Origin of the sequence: Archangium lansingense (assembly GCF_026626635.1) — a bacterium.
GTDB classification, from domain to species: Bacteria; Myxococcota; Myxococcia; order Myxococcales; family Myxococcaceae; genus Archangium; species Archangium lansingense.
The window spans coordinates 35,158-53,820 of record NZ_JAPNKA010000002.1 but is presented as its reverse complement, the minus strand read 5'-3'; the positions used below and the strand labels follow the sequence as shown (position 1 = coordinate 53,820).

The window sequence follows — 18,663 nt, the reverse complement described above, 5'->3', positions numbered from 1 at the left end:
CTACTTGTCCTCGGTCAGCAGGCGGCGTGCGCGGCGGAGGCGTGGGAGGTGGCCGAAACAGCACAGGGGTGGGAACGTGCGTGAAGCCGCCCATGCAAAGAGCCTCCAGGCCCTCCTGCTCGCAAGCTGCCTCGTCGCCAGCACCAGCGCGTCCGGCGAAGAGCTGAGACGAGAGCAGGTGACGCTCTCGGCCGAAGCGCATGCGCGAGCCAAAGCCCCTAGCCCCCGCGTGGAAGATTGGAAGGGGGACGTGCTCTCCCTCCGGGTTATGGATCCCGGCACCCTCGTGGTGGAGGCAGGCGATGAGGTTGTCGCCGCTGGCGAGCTCCTCTGGGGCGAGGGCACGCGGCTGCGGGTGGAGCCACGCAGGGGCTACCCGCCCGCGCCGCTGCCCCGGCTGGTGAGTCCCGAGCCGGGCCGGGAAGAGGTGGAGGTGGACGTCCCGGAGGGAGTGGGCGCCGGAGGGGTGCTCACCCTCACCTATGATTGGGGCCACAAAGACACGCCTGCCCTGGAGCGCACCTGGCGCCTCCCCCCCATGGAGGACATTCCGCCAGAGTGGCTCGAGGACGAGCTGGTTGAGACGGAGCAAGAGGGCACGCCGGAGGACGAGGCGGACAGCGCGCTGGCCTTCCTCTCACCCCAGCAGGCTCCGCTCCCCGTCCAGGTGGACCCAGAGCGTCCGGAGTTGCTCTGGGTTCCCGCGTACGCCTCTCGGGAGGAGCTCGCCTCGCGACTCTTCGGGGAGGCGGCCGCGGTGGGCGCCTTCGACTTCGAGCCCCGCCCGGCGCCCCCCAACGCGGAAGGCGAGCCACGCCAGTGTGTGCGCGTGCGCCATCCACCCGCCTTGCGGCCCGAGCTCCTCGCGCAGGTGCGCGGCGCCCTGGACGAGCGACTGAAAGCGGATAGCACATGGAGCCGCGCGCAGCTCTCGGCGGAGTCCCTTGACAGGCCCGGGGCCGAAGCGCTCGTGGAGCGCGGCCTGCGCTGGTCTCAGCGCTCGGAGATTCCAGACGGCTCCGGCCAAAGTTATTTCGACAGCTACCTCCAGACACTGGCGCCCTGGCGGGAGGCGAAGCCACGCGGGCTGCTGGGAGACACGCTCGCCCAGGACTGGCACTTCCTCGGAGAGTCCTCCGAGCCCCTGCAGAAGGCCATCGCCCTGCGCTCCCAGCGCTGGACGACGAGCTACACCGTCACGGATGGCTCACCCGTCCTCTCACCTGGAGACGTGGTGGGGCGCTTCTACTTCCCGGACGGCTCCAGCGTTCAAGTTTACCTCCAGGAGTTGCTCACCGAAGAGCGCTCCCAGGAGCGTGCGGAGATCCGGCTCCGCAACCTTCCACTCAGAGGCCCGCGCGTCATCATCCCCGGGGAGGATGAGCGCTGGCGTGGCTACAGCGCTGACTTCCGCCTCGCGGCGGGGGCCCCCGAACCGCTGGAGTACCCCGCGGGTGACTTCTTCTGGTACTACCCCGGGACAGTCTTCATCCGCCCGGACGATTGGCGGCTGGGAGTGGGAAGCGGCACGGGCGAGCTGGCGGCCCTGCGGCGGGCGATTCTCACTGCCGCCCTGGCCAGGGCCACACCGGACGCGCCCGAGCCCCTCCACGGGCTGGACTACGACGTGCTCTCCCTCCTCACCCGGGAAGAGCGCCTGGGCATCTTCGACACCGTCCTCAACAGCTCAGCGCTCACCTCCGACGCTCTCGAGGAGGACGCTGCCCAGTTGCTCGGGCGGTTGGTGCTGTCCATGCCCGCCGAGGAGTTTCCCACCCTGGAGCGCAGGCTCACCTCGGGCGAAGCGTTGGACAAGCTGCTCGGCAGCAACGCGCCGCACAAGGTGCTGCTGGGGCAGGCCTTTACCCAGAAAGCGCTGGCCTCGTTTCCACTGGTGCTCGGCTCGCTCGACGACCTGCCCACCTTCGAGCTGGGGCACGAAGGCGGGACGGCATACCTGGTGAACGTGTCCTCCGGGCTGGTGCCCACGAAGCTGGTGGCAACGGAGGCGTGGGACGTGAAGAAGGGAGTGAGCTTGGAAGCAGAGCCCGCGCTGCCCCAGGAGGCACCAGGGGCCTCCCGGCGCATGGCCCTGTACTTCGAGCCGGTGAAGCACGACTTCCAGGCCCGCTACGGCTCTTCGACGGAAGCGGGCACACGTAGCCGCGCCTTTCACCCGCTGGAGTGGGTGCGCGTGGAAGTCCACGGGCCACAGCCGCGCACCCAACTCATGACGGCCATGGAGTTGGCCCTGCACGCCTCCCTGCCAGATAAAGCGCTTATCTGGGCGGCGGTAATCCGCATCATCGAGATGCGCACGTTTTACCGCGCCCTGTATGCATTGACGAAGGCACCGCTGCTGCCAGTTGTGCCGGCTACCGCCGCAGAAGGAGGCGCCCTCGCCGCGGCGCAAAGGACGGCGGTACGTCAGTTCGTGGGCCGCACGGCCCTGCTGACGACTCTGGCGGTGGTAGACACCTACCGCGCAGAGCTGTCGCGGACGGCGGAGGGACGGTACTTCCTCGCGGTGCATGACCTGGCACTGCTCGCGCTGGCCGCGCGGGACGTGTCCAAGCTCATCAACTCGGGCATCTGGCGCGAACTGGCGTACCGGGGTGGGCTGCTGCTGAGTCAGTCCGGCGCCCGGGCCTCTGCGGGACTGCGCGAGTCCGTGGAGTCCATACAGGCCCTGGCCAAGACGTTGGAGCGGATGCTCGCCGAGGGCAAGGCCCTTGCGACACCGGACGGACTGCGGTTTCCCTTTCCTGGCGGCGCCGAGGCTTTCAAGCAGACCTTCTTCGCCATACGCGGGGAAATCGCCGCCGCACGGGCCCTCGGTGGCATTCGCGGCGCGGGGCTTGCGGCCCAGGAGGCCGAGAAGACGCTGGAAGCGTTGAAGCTGCTGGCGGCGGAGAGCCAGGAGATGGCGCGTGCCTACGGTGCGGTGGCACGGCGTGCGGCGGCGCTGCCGGCCGACAAGGCCCAGGCCTACCTCGCCGCAGTGGACAAGCTGCGCGCCTCCACGCGCGGTGCGGTGAAGCCGGCGCTCGCGGAATTGCTGCGGTACTCAGGAGCACGGAGCCTGAAGGACCCGCTTGCCTTCCTGAAGGAGGCCGATTGGCTCGTCAGTCACCCGGAGCTGGAAGCCGAGGCAGTGGCTACACTGGCGAGGAAGGCCTGCCGGAACAAGGTGGACCTGAGTTGGCTGCGATCCACATCGCTGACCCTGAAGGATCTCAATGCCATGGGCAGGAACAAGATGACGCCCTGGAAAGACTTCCAGCGCGCAGCGGCGGAACCGGGGAATTTGAAGCTACAGCGGAGGGTGCGTGAGCAACTCCGAGGCCTCGCGACGGAGATGCTGACAGAGGACAACGCGCGTAAGCTCTTCCCGGGATTCCAGTTAACTGGGCGGCAGGTAAAAATGGGAGGAGGGCACATCATCGACGAGGTGCTGACGGCCATGATGGGGCCGAAGCTTCAACATGGGGTGGAAGTGAAGGGGTGGAACGAAAACCGGTGGCGCAAGGCACTTGATACTTGGTTGGCCAGAGAGGGCGGCGCCAGGCTCAACGAACAACAGGAGGCGCTCGTACGGCAACTCCAACGCCTGCTCGACCAACTCACGGACGCAGCGAAGGCACCTCGAGGGCCGCCGTTTCTGGTCAGTACAGACAAGCTGAGCGGGCCGACCAAGGCTAAGCTGCTCAGATTCCTCAACGATAACGCACGAGGCACGCCGCTCATACAGATAGAGGAGGCGAAGATTTTGGAGACGACGAAACAATGGCGCGGGGCCCTCCGGCTACCAGAGGATCTGTCCGGAGGTGCGCCATGAGTCGGTGGCCACTCTGGGCGGTCCTGGCTCCCGGCGAGCCCGCACGGCTGGAGAGCCGCGCCCTGGCCATCGCGATGCCGGACTGGGATGAAGAGGACGGAGAAGAGCTGCCCTTCGAGTTCATCGCGGGCAGTGGTCGCTACCATGCCATCGTGGGGACGGACCCCATTGACATCGGCGCCGAGATGCAGATCGCCGAGGCCCTGTCGCTCGAATGTGATGAACCCGTGTACTCGATTGAGCGCGCCAACGACCCGTGGACCGTCATGTCGTGGCGAAACGGTGCACTAGATGTCCTGGAGGACAGGGACCCGGACTCTCTGGCGAAGTCCCTCGGGTGTCCGCTGCCAGAAAGCGAGAAGACTTCGGACTCCCCCTGGAGGAAGCCGCTGCGGACGGTCGCGTTGATAGAAGGAGTCCGGGCGGAGGAGGCGCACCGCGTGCTGGTGGAGGCCGACGATCCGTTTCCTCCGGGGCACTATCGCTTCGAGAACACCCCGCGAGGGCTCCTCATTTCTAGTGGCACAGGCAATATAGGGTTCGCTGACATCACCATTTCGGAACGACTCCCTCTTGCGACTGTGTATGCTGTGAGCGCCTCCCCAAGCCTAGACAAATTTGTTGTGACCAAGATGAAAGGAGGGGAGGGCATCGAGCAGTTCGCACGGCCGCCCGAAGAGTTTCCGCCCTATCCGGTTGCCAACGAGGTCAGTGGCGAGTCCTCGCCCGAGCGGATCCTCGCGGCGTTGGGCATACCGGCAGAGTGGTTTCGGAATGAATGACAGGTGCTGGGATGACCTCGTTGAGGGTCCCATGCCCCACCATGTCGCCACCGAGGTCAGGGTGAGCCACTTCCACCGGAATCACCGAGGGCCAGAGGACCACCCGGTGGATTCAGAGCGATTTCCCGCCCGAGCCGACAGCGGGCCGAGGCCGCAGGGCTTCTACTCAGTCCGTGCTCCACGGCAGTTTCGGGATGGACTGCTCCTCCCCGATGAGGGCGGCGCCAGAGCGAGGGCACTAGATTCTCGTGACAGCTCGCCGCGCCCCGTGTGGACGGGGGGAGGTGCGGTGAGCCCACCGCGCATCAAGGCCAGGTTGTGCAAGGGGGAATTTTTCGGTAGGCCCTCCTGAATGAGTCACTCTGTAGGGCTGGTGGTTACTTCACTTCTCATCCCTCTGGCCTTCCAAACCCTGCTCACGCTCGCACTGCAGGCATGGGGCAACTGGGTCAGCCACCGCCAAGGCGAAGGTATCTGGTGGATGCGTGCGGCGAGGGGCCCGGTGGTCGCATTCGCGCTCACAGTCATCGGCATTGTGGGGAGCAGCATCGGCTTGCTGCTGACGTATTGGTCCGCAACCTCATCCCCTCCTGAGCAGAGAGCGACAGTGCTCGTAGAGGGCTTCACTCTCTCGATGAACGCTTCAGCGCTCACCGCCATCCTATCGTTGCTGCTTAATGCCAGCAGCGTGGTGCTTTTCATCGTTGGCACAGTGCGCCGCTCCTCGCCAATGCGCAGCACGGGCGACTGCGAGACATAGCGCTGAGTTTCACGCACAAAGGCGGCATTGCCCTCTGCAGTGTTACCGTAAGCATTCGGTCCAGCCCAGGGTGTCGGCCATCACGAAGCGTGGCAGGGTAGCCACGTTATAGACGGCACCCTGGGCTGGACCGGATGCTTACGCTGCGGCAGCACTCTTGGCCGGGTCGCTTCGCGCGGGTCACCGTCGAGGTGGCGTGTGAGTCGCCCGAGGGCTCAGGCGAGGTGACTTGGCACACCGCCACCGTCGTCGAGAACATGGACACGACAGTCGAGAACCTGCGTGCGGCGTTGGAGATGGCGCCCGGGCTCTTCATAGCGCTACGGCAAGGGGGCGGGCGCGACCGAGGGCATAAGCACCACCGGCGCATCAAGAAGCGCCGCGCGCGCCACAGCCTCCGCTGCCTGGTGCTCCGCCCGGGTGTTGGCGTTCACGAGGAAGCGCGGAAATTTGGACCGGGCCGCCAGACTGCTGTTCAGCCCGCGTTGCGCCTGCTGCAACTCCGCCTCCGCTCTCGCCAGTCAAGCCGCGAGAGCCTCCTGCTCCGTTCGTGTCGTCATGGTGGCGGATGATGCAGGCGACGTGCCTGCCGCGGTCGTGCTCGCCAGCCCAACCGGAGATGTCACAGCGAGGCTGAGTGCGCGCGTCCCATCCGGCCGAAGTGCGCCGCCAACAGGAGGAAGCAAGCGCGGCCGGGGGTTCAGTCCTCCATGAGGGAGTCCACGGCGGCCTCAAGGTCCTGCATGTTGGGCTGCACGTAGATGGCCGTGGTGGCGAGCTTCGCGTGGCCCGCCACGGCGGCGACGAGTGCAATGTCGTGCTTCTTGCGGCGCACCAACTCGGTGAGGGTGGTGTGGCGCAGGACGTGGGGGCTGACGCCGGCGACACCGGAGAGGCGCTCGTACTTGTCAACGAGGCGGCGGATGGAACTGGTGTTGAGCGCATCCCCGTAGCGGCCTGGGAAGAGGTAGTCGCCCAGGGCGGGGCGCGCGGCGAGCCAGGTGGTGAGGACGCGGCGCACGTCGCGGTGGAGGGGGAGGGTGCGCTGGCGCGAGCCCTTGCCATTCACCTTCACCCAGCCGCGGCGCTCGCCCAACTCCAGGTCCTCGAGCTTCACGTGCACGAGCTCGTCCTCGCGGATGGCGGTGGCGACGAGCAGCTCGCAGACGGCCCTGTCGCGCAGGGTGCCATGCTCCTGCACGGTGCGGAGGAAGCGGCGCTTGTCGCGCACGTCCAGGGCCCGGCGGAGGGGCTGCTCCAGGGGGGCGAGGCGGTGGAGCTCCAGGCCCGCCACTGGGGACTCGCGGCAGTGCTGCGCGGCGACGGCCCACCGGAAGAAGCTGGCGAGCCCCGCCCGACGGCGGTGGATGGTGGCGGGCTTGGCCTCGGCCCGCTTCAAAGCCGACAGGTAGCCGCGCACGTCGGCCGTCCGCACGCCGCCAGGGAAGTGCGAGCCGCCCTCGCGCTCGAAGTGCCCGAGGAAGGCGCGGACGTCGCCGAGGTAGGCCCGCACCGTGTGGGCGGGCTTGCGCTGCCTCTCCAGATCCAGCCGGTACTGCTCCACCAAGTCGTCGGCGGATAACAGAGTGCGAGCGCCGTTATCGTGCGTCATGGTTGCGCGATAGCACGGGGCAGGGAGGCGGGCTAGGCCCCGTTTGGGAGGCAGCGACGCACGATAATCGCCATTATCGCGCGTGGCGCCGAGCCCGCACGCACATTGGCTGTCCGTGTAGGCGGTTGGCTCTAATGTAGGACATATCACCGCCCATTGGGCCTTTTCGCGTCACGACTTGTCCTCGTCAGCAGCGGCACCGCGCCCGCCCCTTCTCCCCATTGAGGACGCAATGAAGCGTCGTAGGCCTGAGCCGCGAGGCGGGGCCTTTAACTCGATTCCCAGCCAGGGGCTGGGGTCGGGGAGGTGGTGAATGACACTTGGAGATTGTGAGCATCTCTCCTGGCTGAAGGGTCTGAAGGTTGGAGATCGGGTACGGGTGCGACCCCTGCCCAACGGCCAGTTTACCTTCGAGACGTACGTCACGGCCGTGGTTCGAGGCGGAGTTGCCGTTAATTGGGAACTGGCCGCCGGATACTGGCAGGACAAGGTGCGGCTCTTCTCCACGAGGACCGGCAAGGAGAAGGACGTCGGTACCAAGAGGCACTACATCATGAAGCCGTGAGGGGGCCGGAGAATGATTGAGCCAGGCCGCCTGAGACCTCAGTGCTTCAGGAGGTTGAATCGGCTTGGTTCCTCCATGCTCCGGTACGCCTCACGGGAGGTGGAGGATGTCGCAGGTGAGCAGGGGCACCGGCTTCCCTACGCCGGGCTCCCAGCCAACCCCCATGCGGTAGCCGAGGGCCGGGACGCGGTGCTCGACGAGCAGCAACTCCACCTCGCGCGAGGCGCGCATGAGGGCCTGACACGTCTCGTCCGAGTCGGCCGTGGCGCAGAAGTACCCGGAGCGGTGTAGGCGAAGCGGCGTGGCACGGGAGAGCAGCTGCGCCAGGTCAGGGCGGTGTGAGGCCACCACGTTGAGGAGGAAGGCCCACGTGGGCTCGGTGCTGGCTCCGGTCTCCTTGGCGAGGTAGGCGCGGACGCGCTCGCGGTGGGCGCGCTCCTCGGGCGAGCCGGCAGGACGGTGCAGGTCCACGCAAGCCTCACAGAGGATGTCCCCGGTAAGGCCGCCACAGGCAATGCACGAGGGGGTGGCCGCCTCGGGCGAGCCGTGGGCGCGGGAGGCGTTCTCGAGCAGGAGGCGGCCGTCCTGCGCGAGGAGGAATCGCACCCCGGAGTGCTCGGCCATGCGTCCCGCCTTCAACGTCCCCCACAGCAAGTCGGCCGCGCGGTCCACCGCGGCCGCGTCCTCGAGCAGCTCGGCGAGGATCCGCCGGAGCTGATGCTGGGGCCAGAGTGCTTCGGGCACCTCCGTGCGGACGAGGATCTCTTCCGCCTCGGTGTAGGCCGCACGGGCACGGGCATAGGAGTGGAGCTTCATGTGCTTAGGGGCTGTCGCAAAATAAGTGTAATGAAAGTGATAATGAGCCCACCAGGCAGGCAGCCATGGGGCTGGTCGCTGCGTAAGAGGCATTTCGTGGGCATGTTGTATGCGTGAAAGTAGATCTCGAAGCCTTGCGCGCCAAGTTCAAGGCCCTGGCCCCCATCATGGACGAGAGGGTCAGCCGCCTGTGGGCTGCGGCTGAAGTGGAAAGCCTTGGACGCGGAGGAACCGCAGCGCTCCAGCGGGCAACGGGGATCAGTGGTCGTCGCATCTGGAAGGGCAAGAAAGAGCTGGCGGAGCTTCGGCGGCAACCGCCTTCAAGGGCTTCAACGTCGCGAGTGCGTCGGCCAGGAGGAGGAAGAAGGCGCCTGAGCGCAAAGGACGCGAGGTTGCTGGGTGACCTCCAGGCGCTGCTCGAGCCGGTGACGCGCGGCGAACCGCAATCGCCGCTTCAATGGACGACGAAGAGCGTGAGGCACCTTGCGTCGGAGTTGAGAGAGCGAGGGCATGAGGTGAGTAGCGACACCGTCGCGCGGATGCTGCACGAAGCGGGGTATAGCTTGCAGGCTCCGCGTAAGGAGGAAGAGGGAGGCAGCCATCCAGATAGGAATGCACAGTTTCGTTACATCGCTCGACAAGCGAAGGCCTTTCAGCGGCGCCGACAACCAGTGGTGTCCGTCGACTCGAAGAAGAAGGAGTTGATTGGAAACTTCAAGACCCCGGGTCGGGAGTGGCAGCTCCAAGGCCAAGCGCCCAGAGTCAACGCCTACGATTTTCCGGATATGGCTGAGGGCAAAGCGATTCCCTATGGAGTGTATGACTTGGCCCGTGACGAGGGCTGGGTCAACGTTGGGACGGACCATGACACTCCTGAGTTCGCAGTCCAGTCGCTTCGGCGTTGGTGGCTCACGATGGGCAGGCATGCATATCCTCATGCAAGAGAGCTTCTGGTGGTAGCGGATGCTGGGGGTTCGAACTCGGCACGGTCGCGGGTATGGAAGAAGTGCCTGCAAGAATTTGCAGATGCCACGGGGTTGAAGGTCTCCGTCAGCCATTACCCTCCGGGCACGAGCAAATGGAACAAGATCGAGCATCGACTCTTTGCCCAGATCACGCTCAACTGGCGAGGCCGACCGCTAACGAGCTATCAAGTTGTCATCAATCTCATCGGCAGCACCACGACACGCACGGGACTGTGTGTTCGGGCTGCCCTGGATACGAGGGAGTACCCCCTTGGCGTTCGCGTCAGCGCAGCGGACTTTGGGCAACTGAACATCCGAAAGAAGCGGTTTCACGGGGAATGGAACTACTCGCTCTCTCCGAGACGGCAAGCGAGCGCTCAGCTGGTGAAATAATTACACTTATTTTGCGACAGCCCCTTACCCTCTCATGGGTGAATCGGAAGGCGAAAAGCGAAGAGGAGGGACTGCTCCATGCCGACCGGCCCCAGCCGGTTCAAGGCCCGAGGGCCGCTTGCGCGGTGCCCGTTGGGCAGCCTTGAGCCGTCCGGTTCCGCTCGCCATTGGTTGACCGTCCCTCCCCCGCCAGCGGGGGAGTGCCAAGGGCACCCACCCGCGACGGCTCAGCCAGCAATCTCCCGGAGAATCGCCTCGAGCTTCTCAGCAGGGACGGGGAAGCGTTCGGTGATGGTGGCGAGCTGCTGCGCGAGCTCGGGCCCCTCCGGGCGGCGGCAGAGGCAGAGGTAGCGGAGCGTGTCCACGCTGGTCTCTAGCTCGCGGGCAAGGTCCTCCTCGGTGAGGTTCCTCTTGGTTCGGTACTGCAGCAGCACGTGGCCTAGCGTCCAGGTCTCCTGGGAACTGCGAGCGGCGGCCGGTTCCAACCACTTCGGTGTCGTCATTGTGAGTCTCCTCGCCGGCGTGAGTGCCGGTAACTCTTCTTTCGGAGCCCGAGGCCGAAAGTGCGCCGCGGGCAGGTGCAGGGTGGGGCTCCGTCCTCGGTGCTCAGGCGGCGTCCTCGGCGGCACGGGGCTGCTCGGTGCGAGCACCCGCGTCCTTGGCGAAGACGTTGGCTAGCTGGAGGAGGATTTTCAGTCTGTCGGGCGGCAGCTCGCGGGCGCGGCGCAGCAGTCGGCGCACGTCCGCGGACTGCTCCTCCTCAAGCATAGGGCGGGGAGGCAGCTCGGCCGTGTCATCGAGGGCGAGGGCCACATCCGCGGAGAGATTCAGGGACAGGCAGAGCTTGCGGAGCGTCGGCACGCTCGGGGTCATATTCCCGCGCTCGAGGCGCCCGTACACTTCGGTGGCGAGGCCAACGCGCTCGGCAACGTCCTCCTGGGTGAGCTGAAGCTTCTGGCGGGCAGCACGGCAGGCGGCCCCGATGCGGGGCGCCAGGCGCTTGAGGTTGACGGCAGGGACACGGCGATTCATGGAGGGGCTCAGGCGCTGGCGGGTGACGGGTTGAGGTTGGTGAGGAGGAGGAGAATCTGTGCGCGCTCCATCAGGACGTGCCCCGCTTCTGCCCGAGCCTCGTAAGCCTGGCCCCAGGCGGCACGGGCGGCCGCCTCTGCAGCTGACTCGTAGCCCTCCTGTTCCATGGCATCCATCCAGGCAGCGATGCTCATGTGCTCGCGCACGGACGCGCGGCTGAACTGGACGAGGCCCTGGGAGAAGTCAGCGAGGAGCGGAGCGAAGTACGGAGACAACTCAGGAGGTTTCCTCATGCGCGGGCGCCCACGGTGAAAGAGGGCAACCCGGGCAGAGCGAGGGCCGCTGCCGCCGCCGAGAAGAGGGCTCGCTCTCGAGCCTCCTGGGCCTCCTGGAGGTCCGCGAGCGCGGCACGCGCTGGCAGACTGTGAGGCCCGTCGCAGCGAGCGGCGGTCAGCCACTCGTCGCGGCAGAGCCGCATGCAGCGGTTGGCGCGCAGCAGCTCGGCGTGGGCGTCCATGTAGAGCAGCAGGTGGCCGAGGAAGGAGGTGGGCAGCATCATCGCTCGGCCTCCGAGGAGCGCAGTGTCCGGCCCAGGTCCTCGAGGAGGTAGCCCAGCTGCTCGTAGCTGAGGCCGTGGCGGTGTGCCAGGTCGGCCACCGTGCTCTCTACGGCGTAGCGGGCCTGGGCTCCGACAGGGGCGGCGAGGACTGCGAGGACGTGGAAGGGCGGGCGCCGCCACCAGCTGTCGAAGGCGATGCACCCGGCGAGCCCTCCGAGGGTGAGCAGGCCGAGGGCGACGTCACCTGAGAGGCAGAGGAGAAGTCCGACGAGGCAGTAGGCAGAGTGCAGGGGGGTAAGCATGGTTCGGAGGGCAGCTCGTTGAGAGCCAGTCGGCGGTTGAGGTCACGTTGTTCGAGGAGGTAGGCGCAGAGAGGGCAGAGGCCACGCAGCTCGTAGGCGAGCCGGAGCAGGAGGCGCTCCACGCCCTCCAGGGCCACGGCATCCACCGCGGTGCTTCGGTCCTCCTCGGTCGGGAAGGGCTCGTCAGCCAGGAGCGCGCGGAAGGTGGTGCGCTGCTGCGCAACGACGCGGCGAAGGTCGCGGGCGATCTGCCGGTCATACCGGGTGCGATCCTCGCAGTTGCGGCACCTGGGCCCGCGCTGTCTACCCACGCGAGGGGCCCTCCGGAGAAAGGCGCGTCGAGGCGAGGGCTCGGGCGAGCTCCCCCAGGTACGTGCGGACCTGCTCACGGGCGGGCCCGGTGAGCAAATCCAGGAGGGGCGAGCCCATCAGGTCGGCCTGAAGGATGGCGGAGGCGGCCGCGTGGTGGGCGAGTAGGCGCACCTCAGTCGGCGTGAGGAGAGCTGCCTCGAGGGAGAGCACGGGACCAGGAAGACGAGCCGGGCCGAGCAGCAGGAGGCTGGAGGAGTCTTCGAGAGGCGAGGCAGGAAGGGGAGGCACTGCGGGCTCCTGGATTGCGCACGTAATCACATGCTATCGCATGTAAACACGTGCGCGCACGTAATCACGTGCGCTCAGGAATTCCGGGTCTCGTTCGGCGGGTGCGGTAGCACTCGGAGTGGAGTCGGTGATCCAGGGCGATCACCAGGTGGTTGCAGCGGAGCCTGGGCGCCGGACTCCAGCAGTAGTCCCCCTAATGCGGGGGGCGGCCGTGACGCCCACGCGCCGGAGCTGGCGCAGGGGAGGGTCGCCCGCCACTCGCCCCCGCCGGTTGCCCCCAGTGCACAGTGGTGGTTCGGAGCGCTGAGGTGCTTGGCGCCGTGCAGAAGAGGAGCGGAGAACTGGAGCTCCAGTCCGGCGCGGATAGCCTTGGGGCTTGAGGGCCCGGGAGGGCCCGGATAGTGGCGCCGTTAGGCGCCCACCGCTCAGATCGGGTCGGGCTGGTGCCGGGTGATCCACGCGATCACCGCGAGTTTTCCACAGGGCCCACGTCGAGGGATTTTGGGTCCTGGAGCTGCGTCTAGGAAGGGGCGTCTAGGCGGATCGCGGAAGCCCATGATGTTGCTGGGGAATTCGGCAAACCCCGCCCCAAGAATGACGCAGCTCAGCCCGGAGATCGACGCAGCTTCTGCCCCGAGAGTGACGCAGCTTTAGAGGGAAGAAAGCGCCCCAAGAATGACGCAGCTCCGGTGAGAAAGTCGATCGCACAAGCACCTGATTTCTCAGCACTCCTTAAGCGAGTCCCCAGGTTATCCACAAGGCGGAGAGCATGTTGTGCCATGCCCATTTTTTCGAGCATGTATACACATGCTCATGCCGGGGCCGGTTTTGGGGGGCTGTTAAGGTGTAAATCCGGCGCCCTGCGATCGGGAACCCCGCTTGACAGCCCGCCATGGTCCTTAGATGTAAATGGTGGACCTGACTGGTAGGGCGGTGGGGCATCCAGCGGCTCATGCTATGGCATGAGCTTCTTCGGACAGCCGCGGACGTACGAGGCTCAGTCGCGCCGGTGCCGGGCACGGCAGATCCACCACCGGACAGGGGCGAGTAGCAGAGGGCGGCTGTTGTGGCCGTGTCCTACGCCTCGGGCTCCTCGTCAGCAGGCTTGCGACGCGCGACGCGACGCGGAGCCGCGGCCTCGTCCAACTTCAGCAGCTCGAGGTTCCTCGGGACGGGGGGACGTGTGGAGACACCAGGCAGCGCCAAGCGCGCATCCTTGACGGGCTCAGATGGCCGGAGGACGAGACGATTGCCGTCCTTGGTGAGGTGGTTGGGGCAGCCCCGCCAAACGGCTTGTACGAGCTTCTGGTTCGCGCGCAGCAACTCCCGGGCCTTCTTGTCGGAGGCAGCCCTCGAGCCGAGTTGGGCGAGGAGGCCCCTCTCTCCGAAGACGGGGACGCCCACGGAGTCGCGCCCCTGCTGGTGCAGTTCCCAGGAGCGATGGGCCTGCCAGACGTACAAGTCGAGCGCCATGGGCTTGTCCTTGAGCGCTCGCACGGTATTCAAGTCCAGAGGCATCATCTTCTCGCGAAGAGCGGCTGCGAAGGAGCGCGAGAGGGTGATTTCGTTCTGCCAGAGCGTGTGCTGGTTCGGCTGCTTCGAGCTCTTGTCGCCCCAGAGCACGTAGGCGTCGATGAGATTGTAGCGGCGGATGGCCTTGCGCTCAGCGTCGGGAACGCTGGTCGGCTGGCGTTCGTCGTAGACGAAGAGGGTGGCGTGCATCAGCCTGTCGATACTGGCCGAGAGAGCGGCATGCTTGGAGCCGCCCGTGCCGAGTCCGAATGCGCGAAGGATGTCCTTCACGCATTGGAAGCGGATAACGCCGTCCTCCGGCTTGCCGACGATGGTGTAGGCGGTGGCGAGCCAGATTGGCAGCAACCGGTCCTGGCCAAAGGGGATGCCAAACTCGGGGGCGGCGAGAATGCGGTAGCGGAGTCCACCGTTTCGGCGCTGGTACTCGATACCGGGGTGCCTTTTGTACGGCAGGCCGAAGCGGATGAAGTCCTCGGGGGTGAAGGCGAGGGTTTGCTTCTCATCGCGGCGGGCCTCGACGGCATCAACAACCTTGGCGCCGGCGTTGCGAGTGCGCTTGGAAATACGCGGCTTGGGAGCTGCTGGCGGCGAGGGCTTCGCCGCGGCCGGCGGCGCCGCGGGTGTGTCCATCTGCAGGGAGAGCTGCCCGAGCGGCGAGGAGGCCGGGGCCTCCGCGGCGATGGTCGCTACAGTCTTCGGCTCGTCCAGCGTCGTGTGCATGGCTACCCCAACCAGCATCATGCAGTATGACGGGGACCCCGAAACCGCATGTAATTACATGCGCTCAATACCCGACAGGTGCCGCTGTCGGGAAGACCCTCGGCGCTCCGTGTGGGGGGCCTCGGGCTGTTTCGAGGTGGCTCCGCCCTTCGAGCCCCCCGCTCTGCTTTTGTCGTCTTGGGTGGATCGTTACCACCAGATTCGGCCGATCACTAGGAACGCGTCTACCTGCCAGGGTACGCGGCCGTGGAAGTACCTGGTGGCGCCCAGGCCCAGTGCTCCCACCCACTTATCGGCGAGCCGCAGCTCGGCGCCGAGCGCTACATGGCTGTAGGGAGTCCACTCCGTGAGACTCGGTTCTGCGAGCTGCACGGTGGTGTTGGCGGGGAGGAAGGTGCGGTTGTGGAAGAAGCGGCCAGCGAGGCCCAGCTCGGCGCGCAGTACGGGAGCCACCGGGTAGCCCGTGTCGTAGCGGTAGGCGGCGGCGGCGCCGAGGGACAGGCCCAGGAGGTCCTCGTAGAGGCGACCGCGGGGATGGGAGCCGTCGGCGAGCTCCAGGGCGGCATTCTCGAAGAGGAGGTCCTTGCCGTAGGTCAGGCCCAGGGCGCCGCCGACGAGCAGTTCGTGCGTGAGGCCGCGCAGGACGAGCACCTTGCCAGCGGGCAGCAGCTTCCAGGCGGGCGCGGCCGAGGTGGAGGGGGCGGTGAGGCGAGAGGCGGAGGGAGAAAGCTCGAGGAGGGTATAGAGCTCGCCCCGGTCCGCGCGTGCGGAGAGGGGCAGCAGCAGGAGGGCAAGGAGGAGAAGGGTTCGGGACATGGCGGACAGACAAAGGGCAGGAGGCAGCGGGTTGCGCGCAGCCTCCTGCCCGGTGTGGAGTGTCAGTAGTTCTGGGTGTGGCCGGAGAGGGTGTCCTCGAGGGCGACGCGGCGGGCGCCCCCGCTCAGGGCCGCCGAGGAAATGCGCAGTGTGCTCGAGCGCAGGTAGAGCTGCGCGGAGAGCAGCTCGGTGCTGTAGCGGTAGGCCGTCTCCTCCAGGCACCAGCCATTCCACCCGCAGCGCTTGGGCTGCGAGGAGGTAGGGAGCCAGAAGTCGTAATTCCACGTCTGCACGCGAGCGCCGCGCTCGGTGGAGAGGTCCGCGTAGGGCAAGGCGCGGGCGGGGCCACGCTGGCGCACCAGGAAGACGACGAGCTGGCCCTGGGCGGGAATCTCGTAGGTGTCGGCCGAGGAGGCCACGGGCGAGGCTTCGTAGCCGGCGGAGACGGGCTGGTAGACGGCGTGAGCAAGGCCACCGCTCGCCTGCACCGAGGAGGACGGGTCCCTCGTGGTGGGGGGCGTCATGGTGCGGCAGGTGAAGGCGGTGGTGGAGCCAGCCAGGTGCAGGGCAGTGGGCGGCTTGAGCCCGGGGCCACAGGGATTCATGGCGTAGGGGCTGGAGGGCACGCCGGCGGGGGGCGCCCCGTCAGCGAGCGTCGCCCAGCTGTAGGTGCGGTTGAAGGTGATGCCGTCCGCGAGGAAGGTGTCACCCACGGGCGGCGCGACTACCTCCTGCGAGCGCTCGGTGAGAGTCCAGTCGCCGGAGGCAGAGACAGCCACGCGGACGGGGATGGGCGCGGGGTTGTGGACGACGTAGCGGGCAATGCGGACGGGAGAGCCTCCGCCCCACATGCCGGCATAGGCGCCGCCGGCGAGGGTGAAGACGTACTCGCTGTTGGGATCCTTCCGGGAGGGGTAGGCGGTGTCCTTGAGGGCCACCACGGGAGGGGCGAGGACGTTGAAGTCCACCGAGTGCGTCAGTGCCTCGCTGTTGCCCACGGCGTCGGTGAAGGTGACGGTGATGGCGAGCTGGGCAGGCGCGGCGGGCAGCTGCGTGAGGGCGGGCACCGTCTCCTGGGTGAGGGGCAGGAGGTAGGTGGGGCGGCTCTCGGAGCTGCGCGGCGAGGGGATGAGGCTGCCCGTGTACGCGGGGAAGCTGCAGCCCGGGCAGGAGACGCGAATGGAGTAGGAGGCGCCAGTAATGGGTGCCTCTACCCCGGGCAGCTGGCGAGGGGCGCTGTAGGAGAGGAAGGGGACATTCTGAGGGTTTGCGCCCTCCAGCTCCTCGCCGGTGGGCGTCGTGGGGCCCCAGGAGAGGCGGGTGAGGGCCTTGGAGACGCTGCCAGTCACCGAGGCGCGCGAGACGGACGAGGGCCAGGTGTAGACGACGGGCAGCTTGGGCGGCCCGCTGGCGGTGCGCTCCACGTCCATGAGGCTCTCGTCGCGGTAGCTGGCCACGGGCGAGAGGCCGGGGACGGGCCCGGAGTTGTCGCGTGAGACGGTGACGACGAGGGGCTCAGAGGGAGGGGAGGAGTGCAGCGCGTCCTCGGCCCACACCTGGAAGGTGTTGAGGCCGGGCTGCAGCGCGAGGCCCGAGAAGGAGAAGCGGCGGCCGTTCGAGCCCGGCACCTCGGTGGCGCTGGAGATGCCGGCGGCGCCGACACGCGAGGCACGCACAGCCGTCACCGAGGAGGCGCTGTCGGAGGCCTCCACGGTGAAGTTGAGGGTTGCGGAAGCCGTGTAGCGCGGCGGTGCAGTCACCAGCGTGACGGCGGGGGCGGTGCGATCCACGGTGAAGGTGACGGCCTCGGTGGAGCAGTTGGAGACGGCGTCGCAGGCCTTGAGGGTGAGGGGCACCGGGCCGTCGGCGAGCTGCGTGGGGACAGTCCACAGGCCGACGAGCGCCGCGGGCGAGTCAGCATCATCGACGAAGCCCGGGAGGCCCGTGGGCGCCAGGGAGGCCACGCCGCTGCCGGTGTCGGCGGCGGAGACCTCAATCCGCACCTGGTTGGCGTAGACGGAGGCGGCGGGCTGGACGCGCGAGATGACGGGCGGGGTGTTGTCCACGAGCACGGGGACGAGGGTGCTGCCCTTGTTGCCACGGCCATCCGTGGCTTCCACCGTGAAGACGAGCTCGCCATCGGCGGCGAGGGAGGCGTCCCAGGTGCCCTGGTAGTGGGTGGGGGTGTTGCCACGGAGCGCGGGGAGCAACTCCGCCCCCTGCTGCGTCACTCTAAGGGCGGTGACGCCCGCCTCGTCCCGGGCGTCCACCTCCAGCATGATGCGGCCGCGGACGGCAGGGCGGACGGGGGAAGCCGCGAAGACGTACTCACCCGCGCTGTCCTGGTACGAGATGCGGACGGACACCACCGGCGGGGCAGCATCGAATTCGACGCCCGGCTCGCGGAAGAGCTTCGCGCTCGAGCTTCTGCTGAGACCCGTGAGGAGCGGCTGGACGTCGGCGGTGGTGATGCGCAGGGTGTTGCGCTCATTGGCGAGGAAGGAGCCGACGGCGGCCGCGAGGTTGAAGCGGACGGCCTGGCCGTCGAGATGGTGGGGCGTGAGGACGCCAGCGGCGGGAAGTAGGAGGCGCTGGCCGCCGAGGCCCTTGCCGTCGAAGACACCGTCCGCAACCAGGTCCTCGTAGAGGGCCGCCGTGAGGGTGAGGCCGGTGACGGTGCTGCCCGGGGTGAGTCCAGTCTGCTTGGAGAGAGTGAGGGCCTCCTGGGAGAGGCCCGCGAGAATGAGGCCAGCCCTCGCCGCGGCATCGAGCTGGGGGGAGGTGGTGGCCGTCACGTCGGTGGGCTGGGTGGTGCGCCAGTCCAGGCCGCCGAAGTGGGCGTTGAGGTGGCGCCAGGCGCTCTCGTCGGCGGTGAGCACGTCAGCCATGCCCGCCTGTACGTCTCGAAGGGCGAGGCCCGTGGCGAAGTGGCTGACGGGGGAGAGGAGGAGGCGCTCGAGCCGGGTGCCCACCTGGAAACGGGGCACGAGAGCCGTCAGCTCGTCGCTGCCGAGCTGCACGGTGGCGCCCGTCGCCTCGTCCACGGTGGAGCCGCCCGTGAGGACAACCAGGAAGGGGCCCTCGCTGATGCCGACAGGCACGGTGAAGGCGCCATCCTCCGCGGTGGTGCCGCGGGCCACCTGGGCGCCGCGCTGGCCGGCCGGGAGGACGCGGTAGACGGTGACGGTGGAGCCGGAGAAGCGAGAGGCGCCGGAGAGGGCGCCGGCGGTGCTCGCGTCCGTCCCGTCGGCCTCGGGAGGGGGGCGCCCTCCGGAGCAGGCCGGCGAGAGCGCGAGGAGGAGGACAGCGAGGAGGAGGGACGCGGTACGGCGGGACGGCATGGCGCGGGAAAACCTCGGGGCAGAGCCCG

Annotated in this window: 16 protein-coding genes; 5 read left to right on the top strand and 11 right to left on the bottom strand. The window is 67.6% G+C overall.

The genetic code is table 11. The features are described 5' to 3' along the window. The first annotated feature begins 76 nt into the window (after positions 1-76). The 3 genes from OV287_RS56060 to OV287_RS56050 all read left to right on the top strand — a co-directional run bounded on the left by OV287_RS56060 (position 77) and on the right by OV287_RS56050 (position 5,380). Positions 77-3,838, top strand: coding sequence for a hypothetical protein (locus OV287_RS56060; protein WP_267542667.1), 3,762 nt, complete (start codon positions 77-79; stop codon positions 3,836-3,838). Continuing rightward, positions 3,835-4,620 carry a hypothetical protein gene (locus OV287_RS56055; RefSeq protein ID WP_267542666.1) on the top strand — a complete coding sequence of 262 codons (786 nt, stop codon included), beginning with the start codon at positions 3,835-3,837 and terminating at the stop codon, positions 4,618-4,620. Before OV287_RS56060 ends, OV287_RS56055 begins: the two co-directional genes overlap by 4 nt. Before the next feature lie 352 nt (positions 4,621-4,972). Then, positions 4,973-5,380, top strand: coding sequence for a hypothetical protein (locus tag OV287_RS56050; RefSeq protein ID WP_267542665.1), 408 nt, complete (start codon positions 4,973-4,975; stop codon positions 5,378-5,380). Positions 5,381-6,080: 700 nt separating this feature from the next. Here OV287_RS56050 and OV287_RS56045 read toward each other — a convergent pair. Beyond that, a complete protein-coding gene (locus OV287_RS56045) occupies positions 6,081-6,992 on the bottom strand; it encodes a tyrosine-type recombinase/integrase (protein ID WP_267542664.1) in 912 nt (303 codons plus the stop codon). A gap of 313 nt (positions 6,993-7,305) precedes the next feature. On the opposite strand from OV287_RS56045, the gene OV287_RS56040 reads away from it, so the two are divergent. Beyond that, positions 7,306-7,557 carry a sortase family protein gene (locus OV287_RS56040; RefSeq protein ID WP_267542663.1) on the top strand — a complete coding sequence of 84 codons (252 nt, stop codon included), beginning with the start codon at positions 7,306-7,308 and terminating at the stop codon, positions 7,555-7,557. Between the two features lie 90 nt (positions 7,558-7,647). On the opposite strand, the gene OV287_RS56035 is transcribed toward OV287_RS56040, so the two are convergent. Beyond that, positions 7,648-8,373 (bottom strand): hypothetical protein, encoded by a 726-nt coding sequence (locus tag OV287_RS56035; RefSeq protein WP_267542662.1) that lies wholly within the window; start codon positions 8,371-8,373, stop codon positions 7,648-7,650. Between the two features lie 167 nt (positions 8,374-8,540). Between OV287_RS56035 and OV287_RS56030 the strand changes: the two genes are divergently transcribed. Continuing rightward, positions 8,541-9,731, top strand: a complete 1,191-nt coding sequence (locus OV287_RS56030) for an ISAzo13 family transposase (protein ID WP_267542308.1) — start codon at positions 8,541-8,543, stop codon at positions 9,729-9,731. Between the two features lie 227 nt (positions 9,732-9,958). On the opposite strand, the gene OV287_RS56025 is transcribed toward OV287_RS56030, so the two are convergent. The 9 genes from OV287_RS56025 to OV287_RS55985 all read right to left on the bottom strand — a co-directional run bounded on the left by OV287_RS56025 (position 9,959) and on the right by OV287_RS55985 (position 18,634). Continuing rightward, positions 9,959-10,234, bottom strand: coding sequence for a hypothetical protein (locus OV287_RS56025; protein WP_267542661.1), 276 nt, complete (start codon positions 10,232-10,234; stop codon positions 9,959-9,961). Positions 10,235-10,337: 103 nt separating this feature from the next. After that, positions 10,338-10,763, bottom strand: coding sequence for a helix-turn-helix domain-containing protein (locus OV287_RS56020; protein ID WP_267542660.1), 426 nt, complete (start codon positions 10,761-10,763; stop codon positions 10,338-10,340). Positions 10,764-10,771: 8 nt separating this feature from the next. After that, the gene (locus OV287_RS56015; protein WP_267542659.1) at positions 10,772-11,056 is read right to left on the bottom strand and encodes a hypothetical protein; all 285 of its coding nucleotides are present in this window, start codon (positions 11,054-11,056) and stop codon (positions 10,772-10,774) included. Next, complete coding sequence (locus OV287_RS56010) at positions 11,053-11,322, bottom strand: hypothetical protein (RefSeq protein WP_267542658.1); 270 nt, start codon at positions 11,320-11,322, stop codon at positions 11,053-11,055. Before OV287_RS56010 ends, OV287_RS56015 begins: the two co-directional genes overlap by 4 nt. After that, entirely contained in the window at positions 11,319-11,624 is a 306-nt protein-coding gene (locus OV287_RS56005; RefSeq protein WP_267542657.1) for a hypothetical protein, read from the bottom strand. Before OV287_RS56005 ends, OV287_RS56010 begins: the two co-directional genes overlap by 4 nt. A gap of 303 nt (positions 11,625-11,927) precedes the next feature. Further along, positions 11,928-12,224 (bottom strand): hypothetical protein, encoded by a 297-nt coding sequence (locus OV287_RS56000; RefSeq protein ID WP_267542656.1) that lies wholly within the window; start codon positions 12,222-12,224, stop codon positions 11,928-11,930. Positions 12,225-13,301: 1,077 nt separating this feature from the next. Continuing rightward, positions 13,302-14,477, bottom strand: a complete 1,176-nt coding sequence (locus OV287_RS55995; RefSeq protein WP_267542655.1) for a replication protein RepA — start codon at positions 14,475-14,477, stop codon at positions 13,302-13,304. Between the two features lie 189 nt (positions 14,478-14,666). Further along, positions 14,667-15,293, bottom strand: a complete 627-nt coding sequence (locus OV287_RS55990; RefSeq protein ID WP_267542654.1) for a hypothetical protein — start codon at positions 15,291-15,293, stop codon at positions 14,667-14,669. A gap of 62 nt (positions 15,294-15,355) precedes the next feature. Next, positions 15,356-18,634 (bottom strand): hypothetical protein, encoded by a 3,279-nt coding sequence (locus OV287_RS55985; protein ID WP_267542653.1) that lies wholly within the window; start codon positions 18,632-18,634, stop codon positions 15,356-15,358. Between the last annotated feature and the right edge of the window lie 29 nt (positions 18,635-18,663).